Source organism: Streptomyces sp. NPDC001480 (assembly GCF_042894725.1).
Taxonomy (GTDB): domain Bacteria; phylum Actinomycetota; class Actinomycetes; order Streptomycetales; family Streptomycetaceae; genus Streptomyces.
In genome coordinates, this window is the sequence record NZ_JBIAVX010000002.1 from 379,378 (window position 1) to 406,198 (window position 26,821).

Below are 26,821 nucleotides of genomic sequence, written 5' to 3' on the forward strand. Positions count from 1 at the left end.
GGGGCGGTCAGCGACTCAAGGGGCCTTAGATGAACTTCTGGCCCGCGAGGAACTCAGCGAGCTGCTTGCCGCCCTCGCCCTCGTCCTTGACGATGGTGCCGGCCGTGCGGGCCGGGCGCGCGTTCGCGGCCTCGACCTTGGTGAAGGCGCCGTCCAGGCCGACCTCCTCCGCCTCGATGTCGAGGTCGGACAGGTCCCAGGACTGAACCGGCTTCTTCTTGGCGGCCATGATGCCCTTGAAGGACGGGTAGCGCGCCTCACCCGACTGGTCGGTGACGGACACGACGGCCGGGAGCTGCGCCTGAAGCTGCTCGCTGGCGGCGTCGCCGTCGCGGCGGCCGGTGACCGTGCCGTCCTCGACCGAGACCTCCGACAGCAGGGTGACCTGCGGGACGCCCAGACGCTCGGCGACCAGCGCGGGTACGACGCCCATGGTGCCGTCGGTGGAGGCCATGCCGGAGATCACCAGGTCGTAGCCGGCCTTCTCGATGGCCTTGGCCAGCACCAGGGAGGTGCCGATGGCGTCGGTGCCGTGCAGGTCGTCGTCCTCGACGTGGATCGCCTTGTCGGCACCCATGGACAGCGCCTTGCGCAGCGCGTCCTTGGCATCCTCAGGGCCGATGGTCAGCACGGTGACCTCGGCGTCGTCGGCGTCATCGGCGATCTGGAGCGCCTGCTCGACCGCGTACTCGTCCAGCTCGGAGAGCAGACCGTCCACGTCGTCCCGGTCGACGGTCAGGTCATCGGCGAAGTGCCGGTCGCCAGTGGCGTCGGGCACGTACTTCACAGTGACAACGATCCTCAAGCTCACGCCGGCTCTCCTACTGCGTCGACATTTCCGGTCTGCCTCTTGCAGGCAGCATAGGCGCCTCAAGCGGCCGATCCCGGTCGGGGCGACCGCGCGCTCCGAACGAAATATTACTCGTCAGTACACCCAGTTCGTTCCCGCTAAGCAAGCGCTTTGAACTGTGACCTTCGCAACGCAGCGTAACCGGAATCAGACCACTCCGCAGGAGAGACGGCGCGTGATCAATCCCGCAGACCGCCGAAGCGGCCCTGGTGGTACAGCAGGGGGCGCCCGGTGCCGGTGGTATCGCCGAGGACGACTTCGGCGAGGACGATGCGGTGGTCCCCGGCGGGCACCCGTCCGACGACCCGGCAGACCAGCCAGGCCAGCACCTCGTCCAGCACCGGAACGCCTTCCGGGCCGTCGCGCCAGGCCGTGGCCGGGCCGAAGCGGTCGGCGCCGCTGCGGGCGAAGGTGGCGGCCAGCTCGCGCTGGTGCTCGCCGAGTATGTGCACGCCGACGTGGTCGGACTCCGCTATCGCGGGCCAGCTCGAGGCGCCGGTGCTGATGCCGAAGGAGAGCAGCGGGGGCTCGGCGGAGACGGAGGTGAGGGAGGTGGCGGTGAAGCCGACCGGGCCGGCGTCACCTCGGGCGGTGATCACCGCGACACCCGCGGCGTGCCGGCGGAAGGCGGAGCGCAGGAGGTCGGGGGAGGCGAGCTGGAAGGTGCCGAGATCGGGTGTGGCCGTCATGGAGTTGTCCTTCTCCGGGAGGTGGCGTGGGTGTCCGTCGCTGCTCAAGAGCCGGGACAGCGCGCGCTCGCGGTGCGGGCCAGGTCGACGTGGACCCGTCCGTAGAGAAGGAGTTCCGAAGGCATACGGTCAGGCTGACGATAGGTGGTGCGCCCAGTCAAGTACGTTCCGCGATCTGGGAGCTGCCTCACCGTCACCGTCACGTCCGTCACACGGCCTCGCCGAGCGCCGCGATGACATCGGCCTTGCGCGGCTGGCCGGTGGCGCGCCGCACGACCCGCCCCTGGGCGTCGAGGACCAGCACGGTGGGGGTCTTGAGGATCTCGAGCTCGCGTACGAGGTCGAGGTGGTCCTCGGCGTCGATCTCGACGTGGGCGACGCCGGGGACCATCCCGGCGACCTCGCCGAGCACCCGCCGGGTCGCCCGGCAGGGGGCGCAGAAGGCGCTGGAGAACTGCACGAGGGTGGCCCGCTCGCCGAGTTCGCCGCCCAGCTCGGCCGCCCCGAGCCGCTTGCCGTCGTCCCGCCCGCGCACCCGTACTCTCCCGCTCCGCCGCCGTTGCAGCACTCCGTAGGCGCTCGCCACGGCGAGCACCGCCACGCACACCACCATTCCGGTCATCATGTGCACAAGCATTCACGAGACTGCAAAGATTCCCGCCTCCCCGAGGGGTGCCCTGTCCGGAATGCTTGATTCATGGACATCGACGTGAGGGGGCCGCGCTTCGGGGCGGCCGTGACGACGCTCGTGCTGGCGGCGGTACTGGTCACCGGGAGCGCGTGGCTGCTCGCCTGGCAGACCCTGGCGTTCGCGCTGGGCGCCGCCGGGGGCGTGGGCCGGTCACCGTACGGCCTGCTCTTCCGGAAGGCGGTGCGCCCGCGGCTCGGCCCGCCGACGGAGTTCGAAGCGCCCGAACCGCCGCGTTTCGCACAGGCGGTGGGGCTCGTCTTCGCCGGGCTCGGTCTGGTCGGGTACGCGCTCGGACCCGAGTGGCTGGGGCTCGCGGCCACGGGGGCGGCACTCGCCGCCGCCTTCCTGAACGCGGCGTTCGGATACTGCCTGGGCTGCGAGTTGTTCCTGCTCGTCCGGCGGGTGACGGTACGTACGCAGTAGAACGGGACGTAACGGGCAAAAGGGCCTTGAAAGACCAAGGTGGAGAATAGGCCGACGTGACGAGGATCTCGCCGTGGCGGGGCACCAGGGCTGGCTCCGCGTCCGTTCTTCGGGCACGATCTGCGAGACGCCGTAAACCTACGGCTGCGTAACTTTCGCGCCGGGAGCCCCTTCCCCAGGCTGACAGAAAGGGTCCACCCCGACCATGGCAGAGCTGGTCTACCGTCCCGTCATCGGTCTCGCCCTGACGATGTTCAAGGCCTGGGACCTGAAGATCGACTGCAAGGGTTCGGAGAACATCCCGCGCTCGGGCGGCGCCGTGCTGGTGAGCAATCACATCAGTTACCTGGACTTCATCTTCAACGGTCTGGCGGCACTCCCGCAGAAGCGGCTGGTGCGCTTCATGGCGAAGGAGTCCGTCTTCCGCCACAAGGTCTCCGGCCCGCTGATGCGCGGCATGAAGCACATCCCGGTGGACCGCAACCAGGGCGAGACGGCGTACGCGCACGCGCTGGACTCGCTGAAGTCCGGTGAGATCATCGGGGTCTTCCCGGAGGCGACCATCTCGCAGTCCTTCACGCTGAAGAGCTTCAAGTCCGGTGCCGCGCGCCTGGCCCAGGAGGCGGGCGTGCCGCTGGTCCCGATGGCGGTGTGGGGCACCCAGCGGCTGTGGACCAAGGGGCATCCGCGCAACTTCAAGCGCAGCCACACCCCGGTCACCATCCGCGTCGGCGAGGCGCTCGAAGCCTCCCGCGAGCAGTACGCGGGCGCCATCACCCGCCGGCTGCGCGAACGCGTCCAGGACCTCCTGGACACGGCCCAGCGTGCCTACCCGGGCCGCCCCAAGGGCCCTGAGGACTCCTGGTGGCTGCCCGCCCACCTCGGCGGCACGGCCCCGACCGCGGAGCAGCTCAAGGCCGCCGAGGCCCACTGACACCCCGTCCCCCGAGTACCCCCGGCCCCGTCGCCTCAGAGTGCGGCGGGGAGCGTCCGCCACAGGTACGGGCGGACGGGCGCGGCCTTCAGCGCCGCGAGCACGACCGGGTGAGGTTCGGCGTAGAGGACCGGATAATCCAGTTCGCCCGACTCCGCGTCGGGTTCGAAGGCCAGCCGCTCCCCGTCCAGGGAGAACCGCGCGTCCACGCCCGGCTTGTTGCCGCGCGGGTCCTGCCGGTGCCAGGCGCCGTTGAAGCGCACGGCGACCAGGCCGTGCACCACGTCGAACTTCTGGTAGCAGAGCGCCGTCGGGATGTCCTCGGCGCGCAGCAGCGCGGCCAGCGCGTGGGCCTTGGCGTAGCAGATGCCGGTGCCCTGCTCCAGTACGTCCGAGGCGCGCCAGGTGACGCGCGGGTCGCCCACGTCCTGGGAGTGCGGGATGGTGTCGCGCACGAACTCGAATGCGAGGCGCGCATAGGAATACGAGTCGTCGGCGTCTGCCGCGAGACGCGCGGCCGTTTTCCTGACCACCGGGTGATGGTGGTCGATGACCTCGTCGGCGGCCAGATAGGCGGACAGGTCGGGTGTCTGCTGGATCATCTCCATGCCCGCAGAGCATAGGAATGCGATCACCCGAGAGTCAATGACTTTTCAGGTGACCGCATATCTATGCACACATGAAGGGGGCGGCACTCAGCGCGCCATCTCCTCCTTGACCGCCGCCACGAACGCGTCCACGTCCTCCGCGGTGGTGTCGAAGGAACACATCCACCGGACGACACCTGCGGCCTCGTCCCAGAAGTAGAACCGGAACCGCTTCTGGAGGCGCTCGCTCACGTCGTGCGGGAGCCGGGCGAAGACCCCGTTGGCCTGCACCGGGTAGAGGAGCTCCACCCCGTGCACCGCCCGCACGCCCTCCGCCAGCCGCTCGGCCATCTCGTTGGCGTGGCGGGCGTTGCGCAGCCACAGATCCCTGGCGAGCAGGGCCTCGAACTGCACCGACACAAAGCGCATCTTGGAGGCGAGCTGCATGGACATCTTGCGGATGTGCTTCATCCGACGCACGGCGTCCTGGTTGATGACCACGACCGCCTCGCCGAACAGCGCGCCGTTCTTCGTCCCGCCCAGCGAGAGGATATCGACGCCGACCGCGTTGGTGAACGTCCGCATCGGGACGTCCAGGGAGGCGGCCGCGTTGGCCAGCCGGGAGCCGTCCAGGTGCACCCTCATGCCGTGGGCGTGGGCGTGCTCGCAGATCGCGCGGATCTCGTCCGGCGTGTAGACGGTGCCCAGCTCCGTGCTCTGGGTGATCGACACCACCTGCGGCATGGCCCGGTGCTCGTCCTCCCAGCCGTACGCCTGCCGGTCGATCAGCTCGGGGGTGAGCTTGCCGTCCGGGGTGGGCACGGTGAGCAGCTTGAGGCCGGCCATGCGTTCGGGGGCGCCGCCCTCGTCGACCTGGATGTGCGCGCTCTCGGCGCAGATCACCGCGCCCCAGCGGTCGGTGACCGCCTGGAGCGCGACGACGTTCGCGCCGGTGCCGTTGAAGACCGGGAACGCCTCCGCCGTGGCGCCGAAGTGGCTGCGGATGATCTGCTGGAGGTGCTCGGTGTAGTCGTCCTCGCCGTACGCGACCTGGTGACCGCCGTTGGCCAGGGCTATGGCGGCGAGCACCTCGGGGTGCACGCCCGCGTAGTTGTCACTGGCGAAACCGCGGACCTGCGGGTCGTGATGACGACGGGCATCGGTCTTCGGGGGGTTCACGGCTTCTCGGTCAGCCACAGGCGGTGTCCGTTCACTTCGGCGGCGGGCTTGCTCCAGACGCCGGTGATGGCCTCCGCCAGGTCCTTGACGTCGGTGAAGCCCGCGAACTTCGCGTTGGGGCGTTCGGCACGCATCGCGTCGTGCACCAGCGCCTTCACCACCAGGATGGCAGCCGCCGACGTCGGGCCCTCGGCGCCCCCGGCCTTCTTGAAGTAGTCGGCCAGAGCCAGCGTCCAGGCCTCGGCGGCGGCCTTGGCCGAGGCGTAGGCGGCGTTGCCGGCGGTGGGCTTGCTGGCGCCCTCGGCGCTGATCAGCAGGTACCGGCCGCGTTCGCTGCGCTGAAGCGCCTCGTGGAAGGCCAGGGAGGTGTGCTGCACGGTCTTGACGAGCAGCAGCTCCAGGAAGTCCCAGTCGTCGAGGCTGGTCTTGGTGAAGGTCTCGCTGCCGCGCCAGCCGCCGACGAGGTGGACGAGGCCGTCGACGCGGCCGAAGTCCTTCTCGATGTGCGTGGCCCAGTCGCGGGTGGACTGGAGGTCGAGCAGGTCCACCGTGTCCCCGGTGACGGTGGCGCCGCCGCCGGCGTAGCGGGCCGCGTCCACGGCCTCCGACAGCCGCTGCGGGTCGTTGTCCGCGCCGACGACGGTCGCGCCCGCCTCGGCGAGCCTGCGCAGCGTCGCACGGCCGGCGGGTCCGCCCGCGCCGGCGACCGCGATCACCGCTCCGTCGAGAGCCCCGTTCCTCATCTTCGCCTCCTGCTGAGCGGTGTTCGTACGGTCGCTCACGCGGCCACCTTCTGGGCGCCGTCCGCCGTGATGCCCTTGGTGGAGGCGATCACGTTCTTCAGCTTCTTGGACAGTGCCTCATAGAACATGCTCAGCGGAAACTCGTCCGGAAGCACGTCATCCACCAGCTTGCGCGGCGGCTGCGTGAGGTCCAGGGCGTCGGGGCCCTTGGCCCACTTGGAGCCCGGGTGCGGAGCGAGGTAGGTGGAGACCAGTTCGTACCCGGCGAACCAGTGCACGAGCTTCGGGCGGTCGATGCCGTCCCGGTAGAGCTTCTCTATCTCGGCGCACAGCTGGTTGGTGACCTGCGGGGCGCGCTCCCAGTCGATGGCGAGCTTGTTGTCGGTCCAGCGCACGACATCGTGCTTGTGCAGGTAGGCGAAGAGCAGCTGGCCGCCGAGGCCGTCGTAGTTACGCACGCGCTCACCGGTGACGGGGAAGCGGAACATCCGGTCGAAGAGCACCGCGTACTGCACGTCACGGGCCTGCGGGACGCCGTCCGCCTGGAGCTTCACGGCCTCCTTGAAGGCGGTGAGGTCGCACCGCAGCTCCTCCAGGCCGTACATCCAGAACGGCTGGCGCTGCTTGATCATGAACGGGTCGAAGGGCAGGTCGCCGTGGCTGTGGGTGCGGTCGTGGACCATGTCCCAGAGCACGAAGGCCTCTTCGCAGCGCTTCTGGTCGTGGACCATCGCGGCGATGTCCTCGGGCAGTTCGAGGCCCAGGATGCCGACGGCGGCGTCGGTGACCCGGCGGAAGCGGGCGGCCTCACGGTCGCAGAAGATGCCACCCCAGGAGAAACGTTCCGGCGCCTCGCGGACGGCGATCGTCTCGGGGAACAGGACGGCGGAGTTGGTGTCGTACCCGGCCGTGAAGTCCTCGAAGGTGATGCCGCAGAACAGCGGGTTGTCGTAGCGCGTGCGCTCCAGCTCGGCCAGCCAGTCCGGCCAGACCATGCGCAGCACGACCGCCTCGAGGTTGCGGTCGGGGTTGCCGTTCTGCGTGTACATCGGGAAGACGACGAGGTGCTCCAGGCCGTCGGCGCGGTGCGCGGCGGGCTGGAAGGCGAGCAGCGAGTCCAGGAAGTCCGGCACCTGGAAGCCGGCGTCGGCCCAGCGGCGCAGGTCGGCCACGAGGGCCTCGTGGTAGGCGGCGTCGTGCGGCAGCAGCGGGGACAGCTCGACGACGGCGTCGACCACACGGCGGACGGCGGACTCGGCCTCGGCCGGGTCCGGGGCGCCGTCGGCGTCGAAGTCGATCGATCCGTCCTTGGACTGCCATGGCCGGATCTGCTCCACGGCATCCTTGAGCGCAGGCCACGCAGGGTGCTCAACGACCCTGGTCGCAGGAGGAACCTGCTCCTCCGGACTCACCTGCACAAGAATCTCCGTCATGTCCCATCCTTCACAGCAGAACCTCGCGTGGGCACACCGTAGGCATACGGCGTTTCTCCCAGCAAGTACCGTCTCCGAAAATTATCCTGCGTCACACCATGGTCACCGCTCTTTTTCCTGCCCAGGATCGCGTGGACGCACACTTCCGCTTTGAATGCAGGCATGGGGGACGCGGACGGGGGTAGGAGGAACCGCCGTACGGATCCAGCCGGTCAATCGTCAGGACCGGCCATCACCCCAAACGCGCGTGTACGTGCGGGTTCAACCCGAGACCCGGCCATTAGGCTGCGAGCCTGCCGCGTGGACAGCGACGTCCGTCCGGTCCGCGCGCGTGCCGAGCCGCCGTCGACGGAAGCGAGTTGAACCTTGAACTTCCTTACCATCGGTCACCGCGGGATCATGGGTGTGGAGCCCGAGAACACCCTCCGTTCCTTCGTCGCCGCCCAGCAGGCCGGCCTCGACCTGATCGAACTCGATCTGCACCTGAGCAAGGACGGCGCCCTGGTCGTCATGCACGACACGGACGTGGACCGCACGACCGACGGCAGCGGCGCGATCGCCGAGAAGACCCTCTCCGAGCTGCGCACCCTGGACGCGGGCCACGGCGAGCGGGTGCCGGTGTTCGAGGAGGTCCTGGACGCCGTGAAGGCGCCGCTCCAGGCCGAGATCAAGGATGTCGCCGCGGCCCGGGCGCTGGCCGATGTGATGCGCGGGCGGGACCTGGTCTCCCGGGTGGAGGTGTCCTCCTTCCACGACGAGGCGATCGCCGAGATCGCCCGCCTGGTCCCGGGTGTCCGCACGGCGCTCATCGCCAGCCGCTACGGCACCGACGTGGTGGACCGGGCCGTGGCGGTCGGTGCCGCGACCGTCTGCCTCAACATCCGGCGGCTCACCCTGGAGATCGTCGAGCACGCCCGCAAGGCGGACCTGAGGATCATCGGCTGGGTGGTCAACACCCAGGACCACCTGCGGCTCGTGCGGGCCCTCGGCCTGGACGGGGCGACCACCGACTACCCCGAGATCAAGCGCACCGGCCGCTTCACGGCGTGACGGTCACGCCGTGACGATCAGGCCGTGACGGTCAGACGAGCGGCTTGACCAGCAGCTCGAACTGGAGATCGGCGCGCTGCGGGATGCCGAAGCGCTCGTCGCCGTACGGGAAGGGCGTCATCCGTCCCGTACGGCGGTAGCCGCGGCGTTCGTACCAGGCGATCAGGTCGTCGCGTACGGAGATCACCGTCATGTGCATCTCCCTGACGCCCCAGCTCTCGCGGGCCTGCCGCTCCGCCTCCGCGATGATCACCTTGCCGAGGCCGGCGCCCTGGAGCGCGGGGCTGACGGCGAACATGCCGAAATAGGCGTGGTCGCCGCGGTGTTCGAGCTGGCAGCAGGCGACGATCCGGCCGTCCCGCTCGACCGTCAGCAGTCGGCTGTCCGGCGACTTGATGACCTCCAGCACGCCCTGCGGGTCCGTCCGCCGCCCCTGGAGGATGTCCGCCTCGGTGGTCCATCCGGCCCGGCTGTCGTCGCCCCGGTAGGCGGACTCGATCAGCGCGACCAGCGCGTCCACATCGGCGTCGGTGGCGTCACGGAAGGTCGGTCGGGCAGCGGCGGTGTCCATGGGGAGACGTCTCCGAATCTCTGGCGCGGCAGGGCAGGACGAGACTAACCCTGCCACTACCCTCCGGGTGCATGGTGCACGTACTCAGCAGCCGGACACTCCTGCGCCCCACCGACCCCGAACGCTCCCGGTCCTTCTACGGCGAACGGCTGGGGCTCGCGGTCTACCGCGAGTTCGGCACGGGTCCGGACCGGGGCACCGTCTACTTCCTCGGCGGCGGCTTCCTCGAGGTGTCCGGACGGTCCGAGACCCCGCCGTCCCCGGCGCTGCGGTTGTGGCTCCAGGTTCCGGACCTGGCCGCGGCCCACGAGGAACTCCGCACCCGGGGCGTCGAGATCGTCCGGCCGCCGGTGAAGGAGCCCTGGGGGCTGGTGGAGATGTGGGTCGCGGATCCGGACGGGGTGCCGATCGTGCTGGTGGAGGTACCGGACGATCATCCGATGCGGTACCGGCCGGGCATCTGACGCGGCCGTCAGGTCTGCGGCCGGTGCTCCCAGCCGCGGTCCGTGCGGGTCAGTTCGCGGAAGCCCGCGGTTCGCAGCGTGTCGAGTGCGCCGTGGTCGTCGGCGAGTTCGTAGGCGAGGAGGCGGTGGACGCCGGACAGCCCGAGCCAGTCGGCGGCGTCGGCCAGGAGCCGGTGCTCCCAGCCGGCTCCGTGCCGTGCCGGGTCGACGTGCAGGTTGCCGATGTCGGCGAGCCCGGCGGGGCGTGCGTGGCGCTCTGGGCGGGCCAGGACGGTGTCGACCTCGACGAAGCCGACCGGCTGTCCGTCCGCGTACGCGGTGAGCCGGGTGCCGCACTGTCCCAGCGTGCGCTCCACGGTGACACCGGGCCGGGGTTCGGGGCGGGGCAGCTCGGACACCTGGGCGAGGAGGATCACCTCGGTGTGCCCGGTGTGCCGGAAACCGGCGCGCTCGTAGACGGAGCGCACGTGCGGCCAGTTGCCGGGCAGTCCGTACACGGCGGGGGCGGGCAGATCGCCCGATGCGAGGCGGATCCGAACCTGCCAGCGGGCGAGCTGGGCGAGGCAGGCGGCCATCAGCAGGTCGGCGGCCTTGTCGGTGTCCGGCCGGAACGGGGCCGGCGGATGCCAGAGGAACCAGGCGATCTCACCGGCGTCCCGGTAGCCGGCGCCGACCTCGGCGTCGGCCCGGTAGCGCAGGAGGTGGGCCGCGGCGACGACGTGCCGGCGCAGTTCGGCGACGAGCGTGACCCGCTGGGCCACCCACGGGTCGGTGACGAACTCGCCGGACTGCCGGTCCAGGCTGCTGAGCACGGTGTTCACGGAGACGGAGACACCGGGGACGACGGCGGCGACATGGGCGTTGACCAGCTCGGTCAGCTGGTCGCGGTCGTCGCGGTGGAAGGGGCGTACCTGGGACATGCGTGACCTCCGGTCCGGAGCGTGATCGGGAGGCCGCCATGCGATGCGGTACGGGCCGAGCGTACGCCGGTACCGCCGACGTCCGCGAGGGGGTGTCGGATGGCCGCGGACCGGCGACGGGGCTAGCGTGCTGCCATGAAGCTCGACGGGCCGGTGACCGGTGGACCCTGCTGGACGGAACTGGGGACCAGTGACCTGGAGGGGGCCAAGCGGTTCTACGCCGAACTGTTCGGCTGGCGTCCCGAGACGGATCCGCGCCAGGAGGCGGGCGGCTACACGGTCGCGCACATGGGGGACGCGGCGGTGGCCGCGCTCACCCCGCTGTACCAGGAGTCCCAACCGGTCGCCTGGAACGTGTCGTTCGCGGTCCCGGACGCCGACGCGGCGGCACGGCACGTGGAGGAGGCGGGCGGCACGGTGATCCTCGGCCCGATGGACGTCTTCGACGCCGGCCGCTTCGCCGTCGCCCTCGACCCGACGGGGGCGGCCTTCCAGCTGTGGCAGGCGCGCACCTTCCCGGGCGCCGGGCTGTTCAACGCGCCGGGCGCACTGGGCTGGGTGGAGCTGGCGACCCGTGACACCGATCGGGCCCAGGACTTCTACACCACGGTCTTCGGCTGGAGCGTCAACGCCTCCGAGTGGTACACGCAGTGGGGCGTCGACGGCGCCGACTTCGGCGGGATGGCGGCGATGGGCGACCGGTTCCCGCCGGAGCTGCCCGCGCACTGGATGCCGTACTTCGCCGTGGCGGACGTGGACGCGACGGCGGAGGTGACGGCACGGGCGGGCGGCGATGTCGTCATGGAGCCGTCCTCCATGCCCGGCGGCCGGCGTCTCGCGGTGCTGCGGGATCCGCAGGGGGCGGCCTTCGGCGTGTACCGGCCGGGCGAGGAGAGCTGAGCCCCTGCGGACCGGTCACCTCAGCGGTGTCACCGTCACCCGGTCGAGGACCGGGGCGTACGCCGAGCGCTGGCCGTGGGCGTTGCGGCCGGTGCCGTCGAAGTCGGGGAGTTCGTCGGCGGTGAAGGCGACCGTGTTGGCACCCCGGCGCAGGGTGACGGGGACGGAGAGCTCGAAGAAGTTGTTGAAGTGGAAAGTGGTCGGGAACAGCACGCGCCGCGGGTCGGCTCCGTCGACGGAGATGTCGGCGTGGCGGCAGACCGGGTCGGGGTTGTAGTGGGTGGCAGGCGCTTGTTCGCCGTTGGAGTAGCGGATGGTCAGCGCGTGCCGTCCGGCGCGCTCGGCCAGGACGGTCAGGGTGAGCGAGTTCGCCGGTCCGGCTCCGACGCCGTCCACCGCCTTGCCGCCGGTGGCGAAGGTGTGGGCGCCGGTGACCTGCGCCCGGCCGGTCAGGACGCCGTCCTCCGCCTGGTACGTGGAGACGGGCAGCAGGCCGCGGGACGGTCCGGCCAGCAGCCGGTCCAGGACGATCCGGTCCGACGCCCCCGTGACCGTGACCTTGTTGATGCCACCGGCCAGGAAGACCGGCAGCGCACCGCGTTCGACGGGCCCGAGTTCCTCGCCGTTGACCGTGAGCAGGCCCTCGCCCGGTCCGATGAGGTCGACGGTGACGCTCGCCTCGCCGTCAACGGACGCGTGCACCCAGAAGGTGGCGGTGCCCCCGCGCGGCAGGACGACCGCGCCGGGTCCGGAGGAACCGCGGTGCGCGTAGCTCACCCGCGCCCCGTTCCCGAGCGCGGCGTACTCGGCGTCGTACAGCGCGGGCGCGGTCACGTGCCCGTCGCGCAGGGCGAGGTCGAGCCGGTCGACGACCGCGTCGCCGCGGGTGGCGCCCAGGTCGGCGTCGTGGGCGGCCAGGGTGAGCGTGTGGTGGCCGGCGGTCAGCTCCACCCGGGTGTCGGTGCGGCCCCAGACCGCCCACTTGTAGCCGAGGGGCAGCCGCAGCTCCTGCGGCCGCTCGCCGTCGACGCGCAGGAAGACGTTGGTGGGGCCCTGTTCGCGCACGCCCTCGGCGAGATTGTGGGAGTTCGCGAAGACGGTGACGTCGTACGTCCCGTCGCGCGGAACCTCTACGTCGAAGGCGAGGACCAGGTCGGAACCGGTGCGCAGGCCGCCGACGTGGTGGCCGCCGGAGGTGGCGAACTTCTCCACGTCGGCCGGGGACCCTTCGGGCCCGTGCACGACGTGGCCGTCACCGCGGTGCGCCGCGTCCTCGGCCTCGTACGTCCGCCGCCAGCCGGTCGAGGGCGGCACCGGAGCGGCACCGCCGCCGGGAGACATGATCACCTGGTAGGCGGACATCTCCTCCAACCAAGGCAGACGCACCGTCACCTTGCCGTCCACGACGGGCACTTCCAGGTCGGCGAGCCGCAACGGCGCGGCCGAGGAACCGAGTTGGCCCGTCCATGGAATCTCGTGCAGCCGTACGTGCACGACGTCGCCGAACACCTCCCGGCCCACGCCCTCGAAGACGAGGCCGGCGCCGCCGCTCCCGCCGCCGAAGAGCACCCGTGCCTGGCGCTTGTCCCGGTCGAGGGAGGCGACGCCCTGGAGGGTGTACTGCACGTTCGGCTGCGGCGCGGTGACCCGGACCGTGTTGCCGGTCAGCTGTCCGTAGGCGTTGAACAGCCACCACTGGCCGTTGCCCTTGTTGGCCTCCACGGCGGAGTCGTTGAGGTTGCCGTCGATGTTCCAGTACGCCATGTCGGCGTCGACCTTGCACTCCTCCAGGGCGGCGATCCACTGGATCATCTGGCCGGGCACGGAGAGGTGGTAGTTGTGGGCGTACTCGTTGATGTTGACCGGCAGCGGGCCGATCCCCAACTCCCGTTCCGTCCGCCGGTACTCGGCGACGTTGCGGCGGATCTCGTCCGGTGACGAGAGCTCGTGCCAGGTGACCACGTCGGGGAGGACGCCGTGGTCGCGGGCGAACTCCAGGAAGCCCCGGACCTCCTCGTACAGGATGCAGGTGTTGGGCCCGGCGATGCGCGCACCGGGGTGCAGGTCCCGGATGAGCCCGCACAGGTCCTGCCAGGCGGCGAAGTAGCGGGCCGGGTCGTCCCGCCAGGAGACGCTGTCGTAACTCCACTCCCCCGTGCCGAACATGTTGCCCTCGGGCTCGTTGAAGGGCACGTACACGACGTGGGACGCCAGGGGGCCGAGGGTGAGCACCTGCTCGACCTGGCGGCGGACCCGGGCCCGGAAGCCGGCGAGGCGTTCCTCGCCGGTGGCGCCGGGCCACTCGTAGGGGAAGCCGCGGTAGATGTCGGTCATGTAGACGTACACGTCCCGGCCGCCCGCCTCGACGAAGGAGGGCAGGATCTCCAGGGCGTCGGCGCCCGGGTGCTGGGTGCCGTCCTGTGCCTTGGTGGAGACCGTGCGCACGTACATGCCCTCGACGACGTTTCGGCTGGGCACGCCGTCGCCGTACAGCCCGTACAGCGTGCCGCCGGCGCCGCCGTGGACGGGGCCGGTGTCGGTGCCGAGATCGACGGTGAGCGTCTGGGCGGCGGAGTCTGCGTCGGTCACGACACCATCCCTTGTCCGTGATTTCGTACACCAGTCGGTAACCCGAACGGGACGACCGTAAGGATCACCTGCGGTCCGCGTCAACGGTCGCGACGGGCACCGCTCACGCGCGCAGGGCGCCCATCCGTCCCTCCAGCCGGGTCAGCAGCTCGGCGAGCAGGCCGGCCAGCTCCCCCGTGCCACCCGGGGCCAGGACGGACAGGACGGCCGTCTCGTAGGCGAGCTGCTCGGGGAGGATGCCGTCCACGAGGGCACGGCCCGCGTCGGTGAGGCGCAGATGCGCGACCCGGCGGTCACGGGTGTCGCCGCGGCGTTCGACCAGGCCGCGCGCGGTGAGCTGCTTGAGGCGCTTGGTGACGGCCGCGCCGGAGGAGTAGGTCTCGCGGGCCAGCTCGCTCGGTGTCAGCTCGTGGCCGGTGCGGCGCAGGGCGCCCAGCAGGTCGAACTCGGGGCGGCTGAGCCCGGCGCGGCGCAGCGGGGCGTCCTCGGCCTGTTGCAGGAGGGCCGCGCAGCGGTTGATGCGGCCGATGACCTCCATGGGCCCGGTGTCCAGCTCGGGATGGACGGCCTGCCACTGCCGGACCACCGCGGCGACCGTGTCCCCCCTCGCCGCGTCACCGTCGGCCGCCGGTCGTCCGTTCGTCCCCGTCATGGCCGTACGTCCTCCGTGGTCCTCGTCCCGGCCGGGGGGCGCGGCCCCAGGCGTCGTACCGTCGCGGCGAGCGTACGGTGTCCGGACTGCTCGGCGAGCACGACCCGCTCCTCGGGCAGGGCGCGTTGCCACCACTCGCCGGACGCGGCGTCGGCCGTGGCGCGCAGTTCGACCAGGGCGGCGGCCAGCGAACGGCGGGCCGTTTCCAGCGCGCGGGGCTCCGGACGGGGTTCGGCGAGCAGACGGGCGGCGCGTTCACGGGCCCGTTCGGCCGCGGTCAGCGCGTGTCCGAGACGGTCGCCCGCCCGCCGGTTGGTCACGGCGACGGCGGCGACGAAGCCGACGAGCGCGCCGACCAGGGTGTCCACGACCCGCTCGGTGATCAGTGCGGCGGAGTCCTGCGTCCGGGCGAACTCGGTGATGAGCAGCGCCATGGGGGTGACGCAGACTGTGCCGAGCCAGTAGTTGCGGCCGATCAGCGCCTCGGCGCCGAAGTTCAGGGCGAGGCAGCACAGCACCAGGGCCGCGGGGTGCAGGTGGGCCACCGGAACGAGGGCGGCGAAGAAAAGGACGCCGACCAGGTTGCCGACGACACGCTGTACGCCCCGGCTCCAGGTGAGAGTGACGTTGGCCTGGTACATGGAGGCGGCGGTGACGACGGCCCAGTAGGGCCTGCCGATTCCCAGAGCCAGGGAGGCGTATCCGGCGAGCGAGCAGCCGATCGCGGTGCGGGCGGCGATCGGGGCGAGCGGGCCGAGGGCGCGCCACCAGGCGGGGTGCGGGGCGGCGCGTTCGGCGTCCACGCCGAGGAGTTCGTCGGCGCCGGCGGCGTCCGGGAGGCCGGTCCGGGGGACGCGGCCGGTGCCTCGCAGGGCCCGCGCCCAGCCGCGCAGCCGCTCGGGGTCGGTGTCGGCGGGTGCGGCGAGGGCGACCTCGGCTCGGACGAGCAGGCGTTCGAGGGCACGGCGGGTGCGGTCGGCGCGGGCGCCGGTGGACAGCAGCGACTGCCAGGCGGCGTGCACGGCGGCGGCCGCGGCGGCACGAGTGCGGGCGTGGCCGTCGCCGGTGCCGCGCGTGGCGGCGTACGCGGCGGCACGAGTGCGGGCGTGGCCGTCGCCGGTGCCGCGCGTGGCGGCGTACGCGGCGGCGGCGTTCAGGGCCTGGGCGGTGGCACGGCGCTCGGGGCCGTGCGGGCGCAGCAGGCCGGGCGCCATGCCGACCAGCCAGGCCCAGGCGCCCGCTCCCACGGCCAGCGCCAGGTGGCCGGGCACCTGGCCGAGGGTCTGCGGCACGAACAGGGAAGCGGAGCTGATGAAGGTCAGCACCACGTTCCCGGGCGGGCCGACACGGGTGGCGTCGCACACCGCCTTCTGCACGGCGGCCAGGAGTGCGCCGACGGTGACCAGGACCAGGGCGTCGGCGGTGAGCGAGGCAGTGAGCAGGGCGACGGCGAGCCCGGCGACCATGCCGAGCACCACCCACGCCAGGGCGCGGGCCCGGGCCGCGTACGGACGGTTGTGGCCGTAGAGCGCGCACAGCGAACCGGCCATCGTGTACATCGCGAGGTCCAGGCGGCCGAGCGCGAGCAGGGCCAGGTTGGGCGGGGCTACCGCGGCGACCACGCTCAGCGCGGGCTTGAACCAGATGTCGGACGGCCGGCCCAGGCGCAGAACGCCGGCCAGGGGAAGACGGTGAGGGGTCGCACAGCTCATACCAACTAATTTAGCATGTGTTTTACCTGTAAATCATTCTCGGGAGGGGCCCTCGCCGAACCTCTCACCTGCCGTGCACCACCGAATGCTCCCGTGCACCCCTATGCGCTCGCGTGCGCAGCGCGCGGATGGGGCATCGCATCCCTCGACCTACCGTGGAGGGGGGAGGTGCGCGTGCACGGACCGACTTCGCCCGGCTGGCTGCTGGTCGCGCTCTGCGCCGGGACCGGGGCCTACTGCCTGCTGCGGATGCGCAGCGGCGTCGAGGAGCAGCGGCGCGCCGCGGGTGGCGAGGCGCTCATGGGCTTCGGCATGGCGGCGATGGCCGTGCCCGGCACGGTGTTCAGCCCACCGCCGTGGACCTGGCCGCTCTACGCCGCGGTGTTCGGCGCGGCGGCAGTGCGTGCCCTGTGGGCCGCGCGCGGCAGCCCGCACCACCTGCACCACCTGGTGGGCAGCGCGGCCATGGTCTACATGGCGGTCGTGATGGCCGCATCCCCGGTATCGCACCACGTCCACGGCGGCGCGGGGGTACCGCCGCTGACGGGCGCGCTGCTCCTCTACTTCGCCGGGTACGTGCTGTTCTCCGGCGTCCGGCTGGTCCCCGCCGGCGTCACGTCCGGCACGGGCGACGTCCGGTGGGGCGACCGGCCGGAGCTGGCGCGGGCGTGCCGGCTGTCGATGGGGATCGGCATGGTGGCCATGCTGCTGACGCTCTGAGGTGCCGGTCGGCGGGGCGGGGCGGGGCGGGGTGCCCTGGACGCGCCGGGCGCAAGCGTTGCCTGCGTCACTTTGCCGCGGCGGACCGTACCCCTCGGTAGCCGCCGCTCATAGGGTGCTGCCCATGATGGTCCCCGCGGCACTGCTGCTGCTCGGCGCCCTGACCGCCGTCGTCGCCCCACGGCTGCTCGCCCGGGCCGACTGGCCGGACCGTGAACCGGTGGTCGCCCTGTGGGCGTGGCAGTGCGTCGTCGCGGCCGTCCTGATGTGCTGCGCGCTGTCGATGACACTCAGCGCGGCGGCCGCCTGGCAGGCGGTGCGCGGGCACGTGTTCGGCTCGGCACCACGGGCGGTCGTGGACGCGTACGCCCTCGGCACGGCCGGACCCTGGGCGGCGACGACCGCGGTGACGCTGGCGTGCGGCGGACTGTGGAGCGCGGCGATGCTGGTCCGCGAGGTGGCCCGGGCCCAGTCACGACGGCGCCGCCGACGGGCCGAACTCCTGGTGCGGGCCCCGCTGTTGCCCGGTGAGGAGCCCGCGGGCGGCCGTCTGGTCGTACTGGAGGGCGGGCGGCCGGACGCCTGGTGGCTGCCGGGGGCCACACCGCAACTCGTCGTCACCACCGCCGCGTTGAGCCGGCTGAAGGGACGGCAACTGGACGCGGTCCTCGCTCACGAGCAGGGACACGCACAGGCCCGCCACGACTGGTTGCTGCACTGCTCGGCCGCGCTGGCGGGTGGTTTTCCGCAGGTGCCGGTGTTCGCCGCGTTCCGCGACGAGATGCACCGGCTGGTGGAACTCGCCGCCGACGACATGGCCTCCCGCCGCTTCGGCCGGCTGACGACCGCGCTGGCCCTGGTGGAACTCAACGAGGACCGGGGCGTCTTCGGCCCCGGCTCCACCCCGCACGCCCACGTCCCCCAACGCGTGCACCGGCTGCTCACGCCCCCGGACCGCCTCACGGCGATGCACCGCCTCCGCCTGACCGCCGCGGCGGCGGTGGTGCCGGTCATCCCGGTGCTGGTGGCGCTGGTGCCGGGGCTGCGGGCGCTGGGGTAGGCCCGCCCCTCGGGCTCGTGGTGCCGGGCCGCTCGGGGCGACGGGCTCCGAGCCCCCGTCGGCCCGGGACTGGCCTCGCACCCCACGTTTCGGCGAAGATCGCATCATGCACCACCCGTCCGTCGACTCGCCGCCCCGCCCGAAGCAGTACCGCGCGGCAGCCGTGGCGGCCGCGCTCCTCGCGCTGTGCTCCGCGCTGCTGCTGACGCTGGTCGCGACCAGATGGCACCCCCTGATCGCCGCGGACGGGGACGTCTCCCGCACGACACACCACTGGGCGGTCGCGGAGCACGGCGTGACGCACACCTTCCGCATCCTCACCGACTGGGTCTGGGACCCGCTGACGATGCGCCTGGTGTGCGCGGCGGCCGCGGTGTGGCTGGTGTGGCGCCGGTCGGCGTGGTGGACGGCGGCGTGGCTGGCGGTGACCGTCGCGGTGGCCACCATCGTGCAGCAGTCGCTGAAGACGGCCGTCGACCGCCCGCGCCCGGTCTGGCACGACCCCGTCGACTCCGCGCACTACGCGGCCTTCCCCTCGGGTCACGCCATGACCGCCACGGTGGTGTGCGGCCTCCTGCTCTGGCTGCTCCCCCGCTTCGGCGCCGGCCGCGCCCTGCGGCGTACGGCCCTGGCCGTGGCCGTCGTGTCCGTACTGGGCGTCGGCCTGACCAGGGTGTGGCTGGGCGTGCACTGGCTGTCGGACGTGGTCGGGGGGTGGCTGGCCGGGGGGCTGGTGGTCGCGGTGGCGATCATGGCCTACGAGTCGCCGTGGGGCGCCCGGGCCCGCTCTCACTGACGGACGGTCCCAGTCAGCCCCACCCGAACATCGAACGTGCTTACGATCATGCGGCGCGGCGTCCGCGCGGCCGGCCCAGGCCCAGGAGGCTCAGGCGGCGTCGGCGTCGGCGGATTTCTCCCCAGGGACGCTCTTCTCCGGGCAGTCCGCCATCGGCGACATCGACGCCTACCTGGACATCAAGTTCAGCATCCAGGTGACCGACGCCCCCGCGGCCAACTCCATCGACCCGCTCGAGATCGCCACCCGCGGCTGGCACGCCGTCAGGTTCTACGGCACCCCGCCGGCCGGGCCACCCGCTACAGTCCAGCGCATGGCTGCCGTCCTCTTCGACTTCTCCGGGACCCTGTTCCGCATCGAGTCCACCGAGTCCTGGCTGCGTGCCGTCCTCGCCGAGTCGGCACTGGAGTTGCCGGAGCCGGAACTGGCCCAGACAGCAAAGGCGTTGGAGGTCGCCGGAGCGCTGCCCGGCGGGGCGGCGCCGGTCGAGCTGCCCGCGGAGCTGGCGGAGGTGTGGGCGGTCCGGGACGAGAGCGCCGCGCTGCACCGGGCCGCGTACACCGGTCTGTCCCGCCGGGTTCCGCTGCCTGCTCCCGGGCTGCACGAGGCGCTGTACGACCGGCACATGTCCCCGCGGGCCTGGTCTCCGTACCCCGACGCCGTCAAGGTGCTGAGCACCCTGCGTGAGCGCGGGATCGGCGTGGGCGTGATCAGCAACATCGGCTGGGACCTGCGCCCGGTCTTCCGCGAGCACGGACTCGACGAGTACGTGGACGCGTACGTGCTGTCGTACGAACACGGCATCCAGAAGCCGGACCCGCGCCTGTTCGCCACGGCCTGCGCGGCGCTCGGCGTCGAGCCCCGTGACGCGCTGATGGTCGGCGACAGCCGACCGGCGGACGGTGGTGCGGCGGCCCTGGGGTGCCGGGTGCACTTCGTGGACCACCTGCCGGTGTCCGAGCGGCCGGACGCGCTGCTGCCGGTGCTGGACCTGGTGGGCTGAGCCCGGCGGAGCCCCGTCGGGGTCCTCCCCGAGCCCGGCCCTGGCACGGCGCCGACGCAGCAGGTCCCGGCACTGGTCGAGCAGAGCCGCCCGTCTGGGACGATCCCCCGCGTCGTCCCTGACGGACGGCAGCCCTGGACAGGCCCCGGTGGAAGCGGCGCCTGGTGCGTCGATTATAGTTGGCTGGCAGCCAGTCAACGCAGGAGTTTCAGCATGTCCCCGCGCAGCGCCTCGGTCAATGAAGAGTTGCGGCGGCGTTCCCGGGAGCGGCTCCTTCAGGCCGCGCTGGAGCTGGTCGGGGAGCACGGGTACGAGGCCACGACCTTGGGTGACATCGCGGACCGGGCGGGCTCGGCGCGCGGCCTGGTGTCGTACTACTTCCCCGGCAAACGCCAGCTCGTGCAGTCCGCCGTGCACCGGCTGATGCACCGCACGCTGGAGGAGGCGCTGGAGCGCGAGCCCCGCACCGACGACGGGCGGGAGCGGCTGGCGCGGGCCATCGACGCGATCCTGGGCCTGGCCCGGGACCGGCCCGTGCTGATGCGCCAGCACATGGCCGGGCTCCTCCAGGCCGAGGGCCTGGTCCAGTGCCCGGAGCAGCGCCGCCTGTCCGAGCTGCTCGGTGACACGGTCGCCAGGTACGGCTCGCAGGACGTCCGGGCCGACTATCCACTGCTGCGCGCCGTGCTGATGGGGGCGGTGTACGCGGCGCTGGTGCCGGGCGTGCCGATGCCGGTCCCGAAGCTGCGGGAGGAGCTGTTCCAGCGCTACGGCCTCGACTGGGAGCTGGGTGTCCCGCCCGGGACGGGAACGGCGGAGGGGCCGTGCGAGAAGGACCTTTCGCGGTTCTTCGCCACGGAGGAACGATCCGGGGAGCAGCGGGGCGCCCCGTAGAGCCAGTGGACCGGTGGAACGGTGGGCCGGTGGGGTGACGCCACGGGCCGCCCCGGCACGTCACCCCACCGGCCCCTGTCGGCGGAGCCGACACGGTGCGATCCTGGACCCATGCGTGTCGCCGTCGTCGGCTCCGGGCCGAGCGGGTGTTACACCGCCCAGAGCCTGGTCCAGCTGGATTCCGAGGTGTTCGTCGACGTACTGGACCGACTGCCGTGTCCGTACGGCTTGGTGCGCTACGGCGTGGCCCCGGACCACGAGAAGATCAAGTCGCTCCAGGGCAGCCTGCGCACGGTGCTGGAGCACGACCGGGTGCGGTTCCTCGGGGGCGTGCGGATCGGCGGCCCCGGCGGGCTGCCCGTCGAGCGGCTCAGGGAGCTGTACCACGCGGTCGTGTACTGCGTGGGCGCCGCGACCGACCGCCACCTGGGCATTCCGGGTGAGGATCTGCCGGGCAGCTGGTCGGCGACCGAGTTCGTGTCCTGGTACAGCGCGCATCCCGACGCGGTCGAGGCCGGTTTCCTGGCCGGCGCCCGGTCTGCCGTGGTCATCGGCGTGGGCAATGTCGCCGTGGACGTCAGCCGGATGCTGGCCCGCGGCGCGGCGGAGCTGAGCCCCACCGACATGCCGCAGGCGGCACTCACCACGCTGGCGGCGAGCGGGGTGCGGGAGGTCAGGATGGTGGGCCGGCGCGGCCCCTCGCAGGCCCGCTTCACCACCAAGGAGCTGCGCGAGCTGGGCGGCCTGCCCGGCACCGAGGTCACCGTGGACCCGGACGAACTGGCGCTCGACCCGGAGTACGCCGACCCGTCCGGGCTGCCCGCGCCGCGGCGCCGCAACGTGGAGGTGCTGCGCGGCTGGGCGGCACAACCGTCCACGCAGGCCTCGCACCACATCCGGCTGCGTTTCTATCTGCGCCCCGTCGAACTCCTCGCCGAGGGCGGGCGCGTGGGCGCGGTGCGCTTCGAACGGACCGTGCCGGACGGGCAGGGCGGGGTCACGGGCACCGGCCGGTTCGAGGACGTCGAGGCGCAGTTGGTGCTGCGCTCGGTCGGCTATCGCGGAGTGCCCCTGGAGGGGCTGCCGTTCGACGCGGCGAGCGGCACGGTGCCGAACGTCGAGGGCCGGGTGGTGCGCGGCTCCGCCGTGTCGGCGGGCGAGTACGTGGCCGGCTGGATCAAGCGCGGCCCGACCGGTGTGATCGGCACGAACCGCCCGTGCGCCAAGCAGACGGCGACCTCCCTGCTCGCGGATGCCCCCGTCCTCGCCCGCGCGTCCGTCCCCGACGATCCGGTCGCGGCGCTGCGGGCCGCCGGGATCGATCCGGTGCCGTGGGCGGGCTGGCAGGCGATCGAGCGGGCGGAGGCGGAGCTCGGGGCCTCGCTCGGGCGGAGCGTGGTCAAACTGGCCGACTGGGAATCACTGCTGGCGGCGGCGCGGACGGCGGCCCCTTAGGAGTCCGGCGGATCAGGTCGCCCCGGCGGGGTCGGGCGCGCGTGGGTGGGCAGTACACACACCGGCAACAACACGGAAAACAACAAACTGTTCAAGGCCCTTACGGTCTCGTGCTGTTCGGATGTCGCCCCCGCCCCCGTCTCCGCCCCGCCCCCGCCGCCGCTCTGGAGTGCCCATGGCCACGACCGCCCCCGTCCACCCCGTCGACGAGGTCCCACCCGCACGGCAACTGGCCGCCTTCGGCTTGCAGCACGTGCTCGCGATGTACGCGGGCGCCGTCGCGGTCCCGTTGATCGTGGGCGGCGCGCTGAAGCTGTCGCCCGCGGACCTGGCGTATCTGATCACCGCCGACCTGCTGGTGTGCGGCATCGCCACGCTCATCCAGTGCGTCGGCTTCTGGCGGTTCGGTGTGCGGCTGCCGATCATGCAGGGCTGCACCTTCGCGGCCGTGTCACCGATGGTGCTCATCGGGACCACGGGCGGCGGACTGCCCGCGATCTACGGCTCGGTGATCGTGGCGGGGCTGGCGATCATGCTGCTGGCACCGGTCTTCGGCAGGCTGCTGCGCTTCTTCCCGCCATTGGTCACCGGCACGGTGATTCTGATCATCGGTCTGTCGCTGCTGCCGGTCGCCGGCAACTGGGCGGCGGGCGGGGCCGGTGCGAAGGACTTCGGGGAGCCGAAGAACCTGGCGCTCGCGGCCTTCGTGCTGGCGGTGGTGATCGGCGTGCAACGGTTCGCCCCCGCCTTCCTGGGCCGGATCGCCGTGCTGATCGGCATCGGGGTGGGACTGGCGGTGGCCGTGCTCTTCGGTTTCACGGACTTCGGCGGGGTCGGGGACGCCGACTGGGTCGGTGTCAGCACGCCGTTCCACTTCGGGGCACCGGCGTTCCAGCTGTCCGCGATCGTGTCCATGCTGGTGGTGGCCCTGGTGACCATGACGGAGACGACCGGTGACCTGATCGCGGTCGGCGAGCTGACCGGGCGGAAGGTCGAGCCGCGCTCCCTGGCGGACGGGCTGCGCGCCGACGGGCTGTCCACCGTCCTCGGCGGCGTGTTCAACACCTTCCCGTACACGGCGTACGCGCAGAACGTCGGTCTGGTCGGGATGACCCGGGTGCGCAGCCGCTGGGTGGTCGCGGCGGCCGGCGGCATCCTGGTGCTGCTCGGCCTGCTGCCCAAGCTGGGCGCGGTGGTCTCGGCCATTCCCGCGCCGGTACTGGGCGGCGCGGGCATGATGATGTTCGGGACGGTCGCGGCGAGCGGTGTGCGGACGCTGACGCGGGTCGACTTCAAGGGCAACGACAACCTGACGGTGGTGGCCGTATCGGTCGCCGTGGGTCTGCTGCCGGTGGGTGTGCCCACGGTGTACGCCAAGTTCCCGGACTGGTTCCAGACGGTGATGAACAGCGGGATCAGCGCGGGCTGCCTGACCGCGATCGTACTGAACCTGCTGTTCAACCACACTCCGGCGCGGGCCGGTTCGGCCGCGGACGGCGGCGAGGAGCCCGTCGAGGAGCCCCGGGGAGAGGCCGCCTAGGTCGTCCTTGGAGTTCAGTCCTTGGAGTTCAGTCCTTGGAGTTCAGTCCTTGGAGTTCAGTCCTGGGAGTTCAGTCCTGGGAGTTCAGTCCTGGGAGTTCAGTCCTGGGAGTTCAGTCCTGGGAGTTCAGTCCCTGCGGAACAGCCCCGTGGGCACCGCCGCGGCCAGCTTCCCGTAGCCCGTCGGGTTCAGGTGCAGCCAGTCCCCGTCGTGCAGGTCGGGGCGGAGGCGGCGGGGGGCGTCCGGGTCCCGTACCGCGCGGTCGAAGTCGATGACCGCGTCGAAGTGGCCGGGAGTGCGGATCCAGGCGTTGACGCGCTGCCTGGCGGCCTCGCGCTCGCCTGCGGGATCGTCGTAGGGGGTGCTGCCGCCGAAGGGTGTCAGGGTGGCGCCGTAGACGCGGATACCCTGGGCGTGGGCGCGGACGACGATCTGCTGGTAGGCGGCGATCAGGTCGTCGGTGAGCCGGCGCTGGGCGTCGGGGGTGGCGTCGGCGGTGCCGATGTCGTTGACGCCCTCGAAGACGATCAGCCTGGAGACGCCGCTGCGGGAGAGGACGTCGCGGTCGAGGCGGGCGAGGACGTTGGGGCCGAGCCCGTCGTTGAGGACGCGGTTGCCGCCCGCCGCCTGGTTGAGGACGGCGATGCCGGAGGTGGCGGACCGGGTCTGGAGGCGGTCGAAGAACTGGTCGGGCCAGCGGTCGTTGCCGTTGGTGGTGGAGCCGCGGCCGTCGGTCAGCGAGTCGCCCAGGATGGCCAGTGCCTCGGTGGACCCGGGCGACAGGACCTCCACGTCGCTCAGCAGGTACCAGTGGTTGACCGGGGTCGCGCCCGGAAGGTCCTGGTCCTGGGTGTGGTCGCCGCTGATCAGGTACGAGGTCGTGCGCGAGCCCGGGTGCGAGGTGAGCGCGAGCGACGGCTGGCCCTGTGCGAGGTACGCCGTGACGGCCAGGGTGGATCCCGTCACCAGATCGAAGTCCAGGGGATCGGAGACCGCCTCGGCACCGACCGGGACGGTCGTGGAGGCCCGTCCCGAGAAGGTGACCCGTCGGGTGCTGCCGGGTTCGACCGCGGCGTCCCCCGCCTGTCCGTCCCGCGGCAGCGCCACCGTCACCGCCGTGAGCGGCAGCGGGGTGTCGCCGTAGGCGTTGGAGAAGCGCAGCCGGATGCGGTGACCGCCGGTGGACACGCGCAGGGTCTGCCGCAGGGTGGTGTCGGCCAGGACGGACCTGGTGCCGGTGAAGGGCGCGGGTGGCAGGTTGGCGGGTTCGGTGAGCTGGGGCATCGCGGTCCAGGTGTTCACCCAGTGCCGGCCGGGGGACTTGTGCGCAGAGGCCCCCGGTGCGGTGGACCCGGAGTTCCTGACCAGGGCTGTGAGCGCCGACGACGTCACCACGAGGGCGAGCGCGAGGACGCAGGTGCTGAGCAGGGTGGCGAGCGGGATACCTCTGTGCGGCTTCACAGGGCCCTTCCTGAACGAGGGGTCGGGAGGCGGGTGCGCGCCGGACTCCCCTCCGGCGCGCATCCGGGTCAGTCAACTGACCGTGCAGGCGGTTCCGTTGAGGGTGTAGGCGGTGGGGGCGGCGCTGTTGCCGGTGTGTGTGGCCTGGTAGCCGATGCTGACGCTCGTGTTCGGCGCGATGGTGCCGTTGTAGGAGGCGTTGGTGGCCGTCACCGCTCCGGAGGACAGGCTGTAGGTGGCGTTCCAGCCGTTGGTGATGGTCTGGCCGGAGGGCAGGGTGAAGCCCAGCTTCCAGCCGGTGACCGCCGTCGTGCCGGTGTTGGTGATGGTCACGGAGGCGGTCAGACCGGTGCTCCAGGCGTTGGTGGTGACCGTCACCTTGCAGGGCCCGGCGGGAGGCGGGGGCACGGTGCCGCCGCTGTCGAGGCCGAAGAAGCGCAGCGCGCGGGCCGCCATGCCGTAGGTGTACAGGTTGTGGCCGACGCCCTGGAGGCTGATGGCCTCGACGGGGGCCTGGTCACCGGTGGAACCGTAGCGGGTGCGGGTCCAGCCGGACTGGGGCGAGTCGGTGGCGGCGGGTGTCTGGCTCACGCCGAGGACGTTGGTCCACTGCTTGATCGCCTCCCCGAAGTTGGGGTAGCGCAGCACGTCGTCCTCGGTGCCGTGCCACAGCTGCATCCGCGGCCGGGGGCCGCTGTAGCCGGGGTAGGCGCCGCGGACCAGGTCGCCCCACTCCTGCGGGGTGTGGGTGAGCGCGCCCGAGGAGCAGGTGCTGTTCCACTCGGACCCGTCGGTGGTGGCGAAGCAGCCGAAGGGCACGCCGGAGAACGCGGCGCCCGCGGCGAACACGTCCGGGTAGTCGCCGAGCAGGACGTTCGTCATCATCGCGCCGGAGGAGATACCGGTGACGAACACCTTGCCGGTGTCGGCGGAGTAGGTGCGGGTCGCCCAGTCCACCATCGACCTGATGCCGACCGGGTCGCTGCCGCCGCCGTGGCGCAGTGCCTGCGGTGAGGAGACGTCGAAGCACTTGCTGGCCCGGCTCACCGACGGGTACACGACGACGAACCCGTACTGGTCGGCCAGTTGGGCCCACTCGGTGCCGGAGTACATGGCGGAGGCGGAGCCGCCGCACCAGTGGACGGCCACCACGACCGCCGGGTGCGCGGTGACGCCGCTCGGTACGTACATGTACATCTGGAGGTCGCTGGGGTTGTCGCCGAAGCCGGTGACCTCGGTGAGCGTCGCCGTGGGCAGGGCGGCGGGGGCCTCGGTGCGGGCGGCGGCCGGCGGCGCGGTGAGGAACACCGCCGCGAGCAGCGGGAGCAGCGCCGCGAGGAGCGCGGTCAGGGTCCGTCGTAAGGGCACTGTGGGGGGCATGTGGGGCATCGTGGCATGGACATGGCCTCCATGGAAGCGCTCCCACGCGACTTCCCCGTGGCCGGAACAAGCCGTGCCGTCTTCTGCGCGAAGCGTTGACTAGAAAGCGCTTGCATCCTACGGTC

Annotated in this window: 26 protein-coding genes and 1 pseudogene; 12 read left to right on the forward strand and 15 right to left on the reverse strand. The window is 71.9% G+C overall.

The features are described from left to right. Positions 1-25: 25 nt before the first annotated feature. The 3 genes from ACFY01_RS05645 to ACFY01_RS05655 all read right to left on the reverse strand — a co-directional run bounded on the left by ACFY01_RS05645 (position 26) and on the right by ACFY01_RS05655 (position 2,161). Positions 26-811: an electron transfer flavoprotein subunit beta/FixA family protein gene (locus ACFY01_RS05645; protein WP_390734360.1), complete on the reverse strand. Its 786-nt coding sequence runs from the start codon at positions 809-811 to the stop codon at positions 26-28. A gap of 218 nt (positions 812-1,029) precedes the next feature. Further along, positions 1,030-1,539 carry a flavin reductase family protein gene (locus ACFY01_RS05650; RefSeq protein WP_390734361.1) on the reverse strand — a complete coding sequence of 170 codons (510 nt, stop codon included), beginning with the start codon at positions 1,537-1,539 and terminating at the stop codon, positions 1,030-1,032. Positions 1,540-1,747: 208 nt separating this feature from the next. Beyond that, positions 1,748-2,161: a TlpA family protein disulfide reductase gene (locus ACFY01_RS05655; RefSeq protein ID WP_390734670.1), complete on the reverse strand. Its 414-nt coding sequence runs from the start codon at positions 2,159-2,161 to the stop codon at positions 1,748-1,750. A gap of 75 nt (positions 2,162-2,236) precedes the next feature. On the opposite strand from ACFY01_RS05655, the gene ACFY01_RS05660 reads away from it, so the two are divergent. Both ACFY01_RS05660 and ACFY01_RS05665 read left to right on the forward strand, forming a co-directional pair. Further along, positions 2,237-2,653, forward strand: a complete 417-nt coding sequence (locus tag ACFY01_RS05660) for a DUF4395 domain-containing protein (protein WP_390734362.1) — start codon at positions 2,237-2,239, stop codon at positions 2,651-2,653. Positions 2,654-2,858: 205 nt separating this feature from the next. Beyond that, positions 2,859-3,587, forward strand: a complete 729-nt coding sequence (locus ACFY01_RS05665) for a lysophospholipid acyltransferase family protein (protein WP_390734363.1) — start codon at positions 2,859-2,861, stop codon at positions 3,585-3,587. 35 nt (positions 3,588-3,622) lie between these two features. Here the strand turns inward: ACFY01_RS05665 and ACFY01_RS05670 are convergent, their stop codons facing one another. From ACFY01_RS05670 to ACFY01_RS05685, 4 genes are all read right to left on the reverse strand, one after another. Further along, entirely contained in the window at positions 3,623-4,195 is a 573-nt protein-coding gene (locus ACFY01_RS05670; protein WP_390734364.1) for a transglutaminase domain-containing protein, read from the reverse strand. Between the two features lie 87 nt (positions 4,196-4,282). Beyond that, the gene (locus tag ACFY01_RS05675) at positions 4,283-5,353 is read right to left on the reverse strand and encodes a threonine aldolase family protein (protein WP_390734365.1); all 1,071 of its coding nucleotides are present in this window, start codon (positions 5,351-5,353) and stop codon (positions 4,283-4,285) included. Beyond that, on the reverse strand, positions 5,350-6,096 hold the full coding sequence (locus ACFY01_RS05680) for an SDR family NAD(P)-dependent oxidoreductase (protein WP_390734671.1): 747 nt from the start codon (positions 6,094-6,096) through the stop codon (positions 5,350-5,352). The genes ACFY01_RS05675 and ACFY01_RS05680 overlap by 4 nt, the downstream gene beginning before the upstream one ends. 35 nt (positions 6,097-6,131) lie before the next feature. Further along, complete coding sequence (locus ACFY01_RS05685) at positions 6,132-7,529, reverse strand: DUF6421 family protein (RefSeq protein ID WP_390734366.1); 1,398 nt, start codon at positions 7,527-7,529, stop codon at positions 6,132-6,134. 366 nt (positions 7,530-7,895) lie between these two features. Between ACFY01_RS05685 and ACFY01_RS05690 the strand changes: the two genes are divergently transcribed. After that, positions 7,896-8,579 (forward strand): glycerophosphodiester phosphodiesterase, encoded by a 684-nt coding sequence (locus ACFY01_RS05690; RefSeq protein ID WP_390734367.1) that lies wholly within the window; start codon positions 7,896-7,898, stop codon positions 8,577-8,579. A gap of 31 nt (positions 8,580-8,610) precedes the next feature. Here ACFY01_RS05690 and ACFY01_RS05695 read toward each other — a convergent pair whose 3' ends face one another. Then, positions 8,611-9,150: a GNAT family N-acetyltransferase gene (locus ACFY01_RS05695; RefSeq protein WP_390734368.1), complete on the reverse strand. Its 540-nt coding sequence runs from the start codon at positions 9,148-9,150 to the stop codon at positions 8,611-8,613. A 71-nt stretch (positions 9,151-9,221) separates the two neighbouring features. Here ACFY01_RS05695 and ACFY01_RS05700 point away from each other — a divergent pair, with 71 nt between their 5' ends. Further along, entirely contained in the window at positions 9,222-9,614 is a 393-nt protein-coding gene (locus tag ACFY01_RS05700) for a VOC family protein (protein ID WP_390734369.1), read from the forward strand. A gap of 8 nt (positions 9,615-9,622) precedes the next feature. On the opposite strand, the gene ACFY01_RS05705 is transcribed toward ACFY01_RS05700, so the two are convergent. Beyond that, positions 9,623-10,534: a GNAT family N-acetyltransferase gene (locus ACFY01_RS05705; protein ID WP_390734370.1), complete on the reverse strand. Its 912-nt coding sequence runs from the start codon at positions 10,532-10,534 to the stop codon at positions 9,623-9,625. 135 nt (positions 10,535-10,669) lie between these two features. On the opposite strand from ACFY01_RS05705, the gene ACFY01_RS05710 reads away from it, so the two are divergent. Beyond that, the gene (locus ACFY01_RS05710; protein ID WP_390734371.1) at positions 10,670-11,434 is read left to right on the forward strand and encodes a VOC family protein; all 765 of its coding nucleotides are present in this window, start codon (positions 10,670-10,672) and stop codon (positions 11,432-11,434) included. A gap of 15 nt (positions 11,435-11,449) precedes the next feature. Here the strand turns inward: ACFY01_RS05710 and ACFY01_RS05715 are convergent, their stop codons facing one another. The 3 genes from ACFY01_RS05715 to ACFY01_RS05725 all read right to left on the reverse strand — a co-directional run bounded on the left by ACFY01_RS05715 (position 11,450) and on the right by ACFY01_RS05725 (position 16,387). Next, complete coding sequence (locus ACFY01_RS05715; RefSeq protein ID WP_390734372.1) at positions 11,450-14,023, reverse strand: cellulosome protein; 2,574 nt, start codon at positions 14,021-14,023, stop codon at positions 11,450-11,452. 103 nt (positions 14,024-14,126) lie between these two features. Further along, entirely contained in the window at positions 14,127-14,675 is a 549-nt protein-coding gene (locus tag ACFY01_RS05720; protein ID WP_390734373.1) for a MarR family winged helix-turn-helix transcriptional regulator, read from the reverse strand. Then, entirely contained in the window at positions 14,672-16,387 is a 1,716-nt protein-coding gene (locus ACFY01_RS05725; protein WP_390734374.1) for an FUSC family protein, read from the reverse strand. The genes ACFY01_RS05720 and ACFY01_RS05725 overlap by 4 nt, the downstream gene beginning before the upstream one ends. A gap of 174 nt (positions 16,388-16,561) precedes the next feature. Here ACFY01_RS05725 and ACFY01_RS05730 point away from each other — a divergent pair, with 174 nt between their 5' ends. The 4 genes from ACFY01_RS05730 to ACFY01_RS05745 all read left to right on the forward strand — a co-directional run bounded on the left by ACFY01_RS05730 (position 16,562) and on the right by ACFY01_RS05745 (position 19,966). After that, complete coding sequence (locus ACFY01_RS05730; RefSeq protein ID WP_390734375.1) at positions 16,562-17,107, forward strand: DUF5134 domain-containing protein; 546 nt, start codon at positions 16,562-16,564, stop codon at positions 17,105-17,107. A 124-nt stretch (positions 17,108-17,231) separates the two neighbouring features. Continuing rightward, entirely contained in the window at positions 17,232-18,167 is a 936-nt protein-coding gene (locus tag ACFY01_RS05735; RefSeq protein WP_390734376.1) for a M56 family metallopeptidase, read from the forward strand. A gap of 106 nt (positions 18,168-18,273) precedes the next feature. Continuing rightward, positions 18,274-18,963, forward strand: a complete 690-nt coding sequence (locus ACFY01_RS05740) for a phosphatase PAP2 family protein (RefSeq protein ID WP_390734377.1) — start codon at positions 18,274-18,276, stop codon at positions 18,961-18,963. A 313-nt stretch (positions 18,964-19,276) separates the two neighbouring features. Next, entirely contained in the window at positions 19,277-19,966 is a 690-nt protein-coding gene (locus ACFY01_RS05745) for an HAD family hydrolase (protein ID WP_390734672.1), read from the forward strand. A gap of 24 nt (positions 19,967-19,990) precedes the next feature. On the opposite strand, the pseudogene ACFY01_RS05750 reads toward ACFY01_RS05745, so the two are convergent. Then, positions 19,991-20,272 (reverse strand): annotated as a pseudogene (locus ACFY01_RS05750) (hypothetical protein); the annotation flags it as partial. On the opposite strand from ACFY01_RS05750, the gene ACFY01_RS05755 reads away from it, so the two are divergent. The 3 genes from ACFY01_RS05755 (at position 20,180) to ACFY01_RS05765 (ending at position 23,855) form a co-directional block, all read left to right on the forward strand. Further along, positions 20,180-20,860, forward strand: a complete 681-nt coding sequence (locus ACFY01_RS05755; RefSeq protein WP_390734378.1) for a TetR/AcrR family transcriptional regulator — start codon at positions 20,180-20,182, stop codon at positions 20,858-20,860. The pseudogene ACFY01_RS05750 and the gene ACFY01_RS05755 sit on opposite strands and share 93 nt — an antisense overlap. A gap of 111 nt (positions 20,861-20,971) precedes the next feature. Continuing rightward, on the forward strand, positions 20,972-22,315 hold the full coding sequence (locus ACFY01_RS05760; protein ID WP_390734379.1) for an FAD-dependent oxidoreductase: 1,344 nt from the start codon (positions 20,972-20,974) through the stop codon (positions 22,313-22,315). 175 nt (positions 22,316-22,490) lie between these two features. Continuing rightward, complete coding sequence (locus ACFY01_RS05765; protein ID WP_390734380.1) at positions 22,491-23,855, forward strand: nucleobase:cation symporter-2 family protein; 1,365 nt, start codon at positions 22,491-22,493, stop codon at positions 23,853-23,855. 126 nt (positions 23,856-23,981) lie between these two features. On the opposite strand, the gene ACFY01_RS05770 is transcribed toward ACFY01_RS05765, so the two are convergent. Then, positions 23,982-25,283 (reverse strand): SGNH/GDSL hydrolase family protein, encoded by a 1,302-nt coding sequence (locus ACFY01_RS05770; protein WP_390734673.1) that lies wholly within the window; start codon positions 25,281-25,283, stop codon positions 23,982-23,984. A 105-nt stretch (positions 25,284-25,388) separates the two neighbouring features. Beyond that, positions 25,389-26,696 (reverse strand): PHB depolymerase family esterase, encoded by a 1,308-nt coding sequence (locus ACFY01_RS05775; protein WP_390734381.1) that lies wholly within the window; start codon positions 26,694-26,696, stop codon positions 25,389-25,391. Positions 26,697-26,821: the final 125 nt, after the last annotated feature.

What these genes read in the sequence shown, in the direction of transcription:
- ACFY01_RS05650 (WP_390734361.1), bottom strand. Translation starts at nt 1,539, where the DNA reads ATGACGGCCACACCCGATCTCGGCACCTTCCAGCTCGCCTCCCCCGAC.
- ACFY01_RS05655 (WP_390734670.1), bottom strand. Translation starts at nt 2,161, where the DNA reads ATGACCGGAATGGTGGTGTGCGTGGCGGTGCTCGCCGTGGCGAGCGCC.
- ACFY01_RS05660 (WP_390734362.1), top strand. Translation starts at nt 2,237, where the DNA reads ATGGACATCGACGTGAGGGGGCCGCGCTTCGGGGCGGCCGTGACGACG.
- ACFY01_RS05665 (WP_390734363.1), top strand. Translation starts at nt 2,859, where the DNA reads ATGGCAGAGCTGGTCTACCGTCCCGTCATCGGTCTCGCCCTGACGATG.
- ACFY01_RS05670 (WP_390734364.1), bottom strand. Translation starts at nt 4,195, where the DNA reads ATGGAGATGATCCAGCAGACACCCGACCTGTCCGCCTATCTGGCCGCC.
- ACFY01_RS05680 (WP_390734671.1), bottom strand. Translation starts at nt 6,096, where the DNA reads ATGAGGAACGGGGCTCTCGACGGAGCGGTGATCGCGGTCGCCGGCGCG.
- ACFY01_RS05685 (WP_390734366.1), bottom strand. Translation starts at nt 7,529, where the DNA reads ATGACGGAGATTCTTGTGCAGGTGAGTCCGGAGGAGCAGGTTCCTCCT.
- ACFY01_RS05695 (WP_390734368.1), bottom strand. Translation starts at nt 9,150, where the DNA reads ATGGACACCGCCGCTGCCCGACCGACCTTCCGTGACGCCACCGACGCC.
- ACFY01_RS05700 (WP_390734369.1), top strand. Translation starts at nt 9,222, where the DNA reads ATGGTGCACGTACTCAGCAGCCGGACACTCCTGCGCCCCACCGACCCC.
- ACFY01_RS05705 (WP_390734370.1), bottom strand. Translation starts at nt 10,534, where the DNA reads ATGTCCCAGGTACGCCCCTTCCACCGCGACGACCGCGACCAGCTGACC.
- ACFY01_RS05710 (WP_390734371.1), top strand. Translation starts at nt 10,670, where the DNA reads ATGAAGCTCGACGGGCCGGTGACCGGTGGACCCTGCTGGACGGAACTG.
- ACFY01_RS05720 (WP_390734373.1), bottom strand. Translation starts at nt 14,675, where the DNA reads ATGACGGGGACGAACGGACGACCGGCGGCCGACGGTGACGCGGCGAGG.
- ACFY01_RS05725 (WP_390734374.1), bottom strand. Translation starts at nt 16,387, where the DNA reads ATGAGCTGTGCGACCCCTCACCGTCTTCCCCTGGCCGGCGTTCTGCGC.
- ACFY01_RS05735 (WP_390734376.1), top strand. Translation starts at nt 17,232, where the DNA reads ATGATGGTCCCCGCGGCACTGCTGCTGCTCGGCGCCCTGACCGCCGTC.
- ACFY01_RS05740 (WP_390734377.1), top strand. Translation starts at nt 18,274, where the DNA reads ATGCACCACCCGTCCGTCGACTCGCCGCCCCGCCCGAAGCAGTACCGC.
- ACFY01_RS05745 (WP_390734672.1), top strand. Translation starts at nt 19,277, where the DNA reads ATGGCTGCCGTCCTCTTCGACTTCTCCGGGACCCTGTTCCGCATCGAG.
- ACFY01_RS05755 (WP_390734378.1), top strand. Translation starts at nt 20,180, where the DNA reads ATGTCCCCGCGCAGCGCCTCGGTCAATGAAGAGTTGCGGCGGCGTTCC.
- ACFY01_RS05760 (WP_390734379.1), top strand. Translation starts at nt 20,972, where the DNA reads ATGCGTGTCGCCGTCGTCGGCTCCGGGCCGAGCGGGTGTTACACCGCC.
- ACFY01_RS05765 (WP_390734380.1), top strand. Translation starts at nt 22,491, where the DNA reads ATGGCCACGACCGCCCCCGTCCACCCCGTCGACGAGGTCCCACCCGCA.
- ACFY01_RS05775 (WP_390734381.1), bottom strand. Translation starts at nt 26,696, where the DNA reads ATGCCCCCCACAGTGCCCTTACGACGGACCCTGACCGCGCTCCTCGCG.